At 50.2% G+C, this 2,578-nt stretch carries 1 protein-coding gene; it reads left to right on the forward strand.

Annotated features, from left to right (window positions below):
- Positions 1–21 precede the first annotated feature (21 nt).
- Positions 22–2,578: PAS domain S-box protein (locus DP106_RS14905; RefSeq protein WP_133305187.1), on the forward strand; the 2,557-nt coding region annotated here is incomplete at its 3' end.

Consider the following 2,578-nt stretch of genomic DNA (forward strand, 5'->3'; position numbering starts at 1 on the left):
CAGATCGATGGCGATGTATATATGCACACTACTGCCCGTGATGTCTCCAAACAAAAACAGCGAGAAGTAGAACTCAAACAACGCGAAGCACTTTTAGAAAGTGTCTCAGAACTTATCTGTCTTGTTGATAAAGACGGTATTATCAAGTACGATTCATCCAGAGTCACTGAAATTCTCGGCTATGGATCCGATGAGCGACTCGGAGACTCGGGATTCGAGTATGTCCATCCTGACGACCGTAGCCGGATCAAAAGAGAATTCCACGAAACCGTTACTGAGAGTGGAACCACCGAATTATACGAGTACCGTGCGAAAACAAAAGACAGTGGATGGGTTTGGGTCGAGAGTTCTGCCCGTAATCTTACTGACGATCCGGATGTCAACGGTATTATTGTAAGCATACGAGATATAACCAAACGTAAAGAACAGCAGCGACGGCGTGAGACGCTCATCGACAATCTCCCTGGGATAGCCTATCGATGCCGGAACGAGAAGGGATGGCCGATGGACACTGTCGAAGGAAACTGCAAGGAACTTACTGGATATGGCCAATCGATATTCGAGTCTAATGAGATGTTGTGGGGGAGAGAAATCATTCATCCAAACGATCGTGACAAGGTGTGGGAGACCGCACAGGAAGGTATACAACAGAACAACACCTTCCAGATAACATATCGAACTGTCACGTCTGACGGCGACCAACGGTGGATGTGGGAACGTGGGAAGCGTGTCCTACCAGTCTCAGAGAGCGACCCGATAATTGAAGGATTCATTACAGATGTTACCGAACGTGAACAGCTAAAACGCAAGCAACAACAGATAATTAACCGTGTGACAGACGGAATCATCGAACTGGACGCTGATTGGCAGTTCGAATTTCTCAGTGGCCAAGGAGGAGAGTTGGCGTATATATCGGAAGATGACGTTCTTGGCCAGACTTTCTGGAAAGTGTTTGACAATATACAAGGAACGACATTCGAAAAGCAGTACCGCGAGGTAATGGAGACTCGGGAGATGGTATCGTTCGTTGACTATTACCAAGGACTCGATAGCTGGTTCGACGTGCAGGCGTACCCGAATGATCACGGTGGGATCGATATTTACTTCAGAGATGTCACCGAGCGAAAAGAGCGGGAACGGGCTCAACAGCGGGCTGAAAAGCAGTATCAGACGCTTCTTGACTTGGCCCCACTCCCAATTATTGTTGTGGACAGTACAACGGGTGAGCTCATCGAAGCGAATGAGGCGGTTGGGAAGCTATTGGGATATCAAGCGGATGAAATTGTTGGCCATAGTAAGGAGATACTCCGACCGGAGGGTCAGGCCGAAGCCTATGATGAAACTTTCCGGAGAGCAGTCCAAGAGGAGGGTACACTTCGGACGCTTCCTGACGGCTCGCCCTATCAGATTATGACAAAGGACGGCGAGAGAATATCGGTTGAAGTCAGTGTCAGGACCGTCACACTGGATGGCAAAGACGTTGCGTACGGGATTCTTCGTGATATCACCGATGAACGTCAGTACCAGCGCCGTCTAGCCGCGCTTAATGATGTAACCCGAGAGTTGTTTGACGCCGAAACCCAACGAGATGTGAAACAGCAGGCTGTCGAAACCTTAGCCGACTTACTGGACGTTCCAACTGTCTCGTTCTATAGCTTTGAGGAGAAGAAATGGAAACTTCTACCCGAAGTATCCAAGACTGCGGCCGAATCTTCTGAGCCCCCCGTTCTTGATCCGGGAAGCGGTGTTGAGTGGCAGGCAATTAAGCAGGCCCAGACTGTGGTTGTCGATGATGTCGAGGCAGGTGAGATAGCGTCTGACTTCGAGCGAAATATGCGGAGTAAGGTAGCTATTCCAGTCGCTGATCATGGGGTTTTGGTAGCCGGCGACCCCCAACCTGATGTATTCTCCGGGTGGACTGTTAGCCTCGCTGAGACGCTGAGTGCCACGGTTGCAACAGCACTTGAACGAGCTGAACGTGAGCAGCATCTCAAAACCCAACGCAAAGAACTACAGGAGGTTGAGTCGGTTAATGAACGGATCCGGGGGATAACCCGTGACATTGTTCAGACAGAGACGCGAGCCGACCTTGAGCAGTCGGTCTGCGAGCGATTGGTTGCGTCAAATCTGATTGATTTTGCATGGATCGGTCGTGTTGACCTCGAAACAGATGTAGTAACACCCCAAGCACAAGCTGGCCTTGGGGGAACCTATCTCAGCGATGTATCTCTCTCAATGGATGGAGAAACGGATCCAGAACCATCTGTGGCGGCTCTACAGTCTCGGGGGGCGTGCTATTATTCAAATACAGCGGCCGATATCCAGCGGGGCGGCTGGCGGACGGTGGCGGTTGAACAGGGGTTCCAGTCAGTCTTGAGTATCCCTATTAAGCATGAAGACGCGCTCTATGGTGTGCTAAATGTGTATACGCAGACAAACTCCGGGTATCGAGATACATTCCAGTCTGTATTATCTGAACTTTGTGACTTAATTGCTGACACGATATATTCGATGGAGCAAACGGCGCTCCTGCAGTCGGAGCAAGCGGTTGAACTGGAGTTCGAGATTCGAGACCCGA

The sequence above is a fragment of the Halonotius pteroides genome (assembly GCF_003605635.1).
GTDB lineage: Archaea > Halobacteriota > Halobacteria > Halobacteriales > Haloferacaceae > Halonotius > Halonotius pteroides.